This is a genomic window from Bacillus sp. AP50 (assembly GCF_040492675.1).
GTDB lineage: Bacteria > Bacillota > Bacilli > Bacillales > Bacillaceae_G > Bacillus_A > Bacillus_A cereus.
Genome location: NZ_JBEUTW010000528.1, coordinates 1 through 3,121, shown reverse-complemented (window position 1 = coordinate 3,121; position 3,121 = coordinate 1). Strand labels below are relative to the sequence as shown.

The following is a 3,121-nucleotide window of genomic DNA, read 5'->3' as shown; positions in this document are numbered from 1 at the left end:
ATAGAAACCAAGGTCAAAATGTCTAGAAAGAAATAGTTGAATAAATACTAGCTTCAAATTATAATTACTAATATTCTTCATATAGTTAAATAAAGATAATCTATTTGAAGAAGAAAATTTGAATAGAGAGACAGACTTATAAAAAAATAAGCCTTGGATGATCAAAAGAGGTGGAGAAATGAAACAGTTCTTATTAAAGAGCAAAAGTGTGTTAAGCAATCATTTTGGATTCTTTCTGTTTGCCGTTATTTTATTGTGGCTCAAAACATATGCAGCTTATGTAACGGAATTCAATTTAGGAATTTCAAACACAATCCAAAAATTCTTGCTGTTTTTTAACCCGCTTAGTTCAGCAGTTCTATTTTTAGGACTTGCATTATTTGCAAAAGGGAAACGATCTTATATTTGGTTAATTATCATTAATTTGTTATTGTCGATTCTTTTATACGCAAACGTAGTATACTATCGCTTTTTCAGTGACTTTATTACGTTCCCGACATTAACACAAACAAATAACTTTGGAGATTTAGGTGGTAGTATTCTTGCGTTGCTACATCTTTATGATCCATTATACTTCTTAGACACGATTATATTAATTGTATTAGTCGCAACAAAATTTGCAAATCCAAAACCAATTCGTGTTGCGAAGCATAAATTATCTCTAGTATTTGTAGTAGGTATTTTATTATTCAGTGTTAACTTAGGTCTTGCAGAGTCTGACCGTCCTGAATTATTAACAAGAACGTTTGACCGTAATTATATTGTGAAATATTTAGGTGCATACAACTACACAATTTATGATGGAATTCAAAGTGCGAAAGCATCGACAGAACGAGCATTAGCGGATGGCGATAATATGACAGAAGTACGAAATTATTTAACATCAACTTATGCAAGTCCAAATCCTGAGTATTTCGGTAAAGGAAAGGGAATGAACGTAATTTACATTCATTTAGAGTCATTCCAAAACTTCTTAATTGATTACAAATTAAATGGTCAAGAAGTTACACCGTTCTTAAACTCATTTACAAAAGATGCGAATACACTATACTTTGATAACTTCTTCCATCAAACAGGACAAGGGAAAACATCTGATGCGGAGTTTATGTTAGAGAATTCAATGTTTGGCTTACCGCAAGGTTCTGTCTTTACAACGAAATCTCATAATACGTATCAATCAGCACCAGCTATTTTAGGACAACAAGGATACACATCAGCAGTATTCCACGGTAACTACAAAACATTCTGGAACCGTGACGATATTTATAAATCATTTGGTTTTAATAAATTCTTTGATGCGTCATACTACGATATGAATGAAAAAGACGTAGTAAACTACGGATTAAAAGATAAACCGTTCTTTAATGAATCTATTCCGTTATTACAAACGTTGAAACAACCGTTCTATACAAAGTTTATTACGTTATCGAACCATTTCCCTTATCCAATCGATAAGGCAGAAGCAACGATTGAACCAGCAACAACAGGTGATTCATCAGTAGATACGTACTTCCAAACAGCACGCTATTTAGATGAATCTGTAAAAGGCTTCATCGATTACTTGAAACAATCTGGTTTATATGATAACTCAATTATTGTTATGTACGGAGACCATTACGGTATTTCAGATAATCATAATGCAGCAATGTCAAAAGTAATGGGTAAAGAAATGAACTCATTTGAAAATGCACAGTTACAACGTGTACCATTAATCGTTCGTGTACCAGGAGTGAAAGGTGGCGTACAACATCAATACGGTGGTGAAATTGACGTTCTTCCAACGCTATTACACTTACTAGGTACAGATACAAAGAATTATGTTCAATTCGGTTCTGATTTATTATCACCAGATCATAAGCAAGTCGTTGCGTTCCGTAACGGTAACTACGTAAGCCCAACAGTTACTGCACTAAACGGCAAATACTATGATACAACTACTGGAAAACCTGTAGAATTTACAGATGAAATAAAGAAAAATGAACAAATGGTTCAAAACTCACTAAAATACTCTGACCAAGTCGTAAATGGTGACTTATTACGATTCTACACACCGGAAGGATTCACTCCAGTAGATCGTTCGAAGTATAACTATAACAACCGTGATAAAAACAAAACGAAGGTAAAAACGACTCCGGAAGGGGAAGCTAAATAAATAATAAAAGGCGCTATTCATATGAATAGCGCCTTTTATTTGTAAATATACCATCATTATGAGACAGAACCAGCTGTTGCTTTTTGTTTTGCCTTTCCGAAGAAAACTACACCGACGATGATAATAATGATAAATGCCCATTTAACGAAAGGGTTACTTTCGAAAAATCCAGCGAACCATTTCTCATCTACAATCATTTTCGCGGCAGTATAAGCTAAAACGGCTGCTCCGATCGTAATGATGACAGGAAAACGATCCACCCATTTTAAAATTAATGTACTGCCCCATACGACTACTGGAATAGACACTAATAATCCGATGATTACTAAAGAAAAGTTACCATGGGCAGCTCCTGCAACAGCGAGTACATTATCAATGCCCATTAACGCATCAGCAATAATAATGGTTTTAATAGCAGACCAAAATCCTTCTTCGGCTTTAATATCATGATTTTTGCCCTCAGCGATCAGCTTGTAAGCGATCCAAATAAGAAGTACACCACCAATTAGGAGTAATCCAGGTATTTTTAATAACCAAACGACAACTAAGGTAGCGAGGGCTCTAATGGCAATTGCTCCAATAGTTCCCCAAATGATAACTTTCTTTTGTTGGTCTTTCGGTAATCTTCTTGCTGCTAATCCAATTACGATGGCGTTATCTCCGGCTAACACTAAATCGATTACAATAATGGCAAGCAAGGCAGACAAATATTCAGGTGAAAGAAAATCCATATACATATCACTCCTTAAGAGTAATATGTGCTAAAGTGTTGATAATATAAAAAAGGATTGAAATTGTATATTCAATCCTTTTTTGACTGTATTCTGATATGTATGTTTTTATTTTGAATAAGTCGCTTTTGTAGTTTTTTACTTATCGCGTTTCTTTCTTAAATTGATTCCAAGCTTCTTCAGTTTGCACTATAAATACGATTATATAACATCTACTTATTTAAACTAGGTTAAAGAT

The 3,121-nt window shown here is 34.0% G+C and carries 2 protein-coding genes; one reads left to right on the top strand and one right to left on the bottom strand.

All coding sequences use genetic code 11. From position 1 onward, the window contains the following. The first annotated feature begins 178 nt into the window (after nucleotides 1–178). Nucleotides 179–2,152, top strand: coding sequence for an LTA synthase family protein (locus ABWK52_RS26015; RefSeq protein WP_000808774.1), 1,974 nt, complete (start codon nucleotides 179–181; stop codon nucleotides 2,150–2,152). Nucleotides 2,153–2,208: 56 nt separating this feature from the next. On the opposite strand, the gene ABWK52_RS26010 is transcribed toward ABWK52_RS26015, so the two are convergent. Then, nucleotides 2,209–2,883 (bottom strand): TerC family protein, encoded by a 675-nt coding sequence (locus tag ABWK52_RS26010; RefSeq protein WP_048567567.1) that lies wholly within the window; start codon nucleotides 2,881–2,883, stop codon nucleotides 2,209–2,211. Nucleotides 2,884–3,121: the final 238 nt, after the last annotated feature.

Coding starts and splice junctions, on each gene's coding strand:
- ABWK52_RS26015 (WP_000808774.1), top strand. CDS start 179: ATGAAACAGTTCTTATTAAAGAGCAAAAGTGTGTTAAGCAATCATTTT.
- ABWK52_RS26010 (WP_048567567.1), bottom strand. CDS start 2,883: ATGGATTTTCTTTCACCTGAATATTTGTCTGCCTTGCTTGCCATTATT.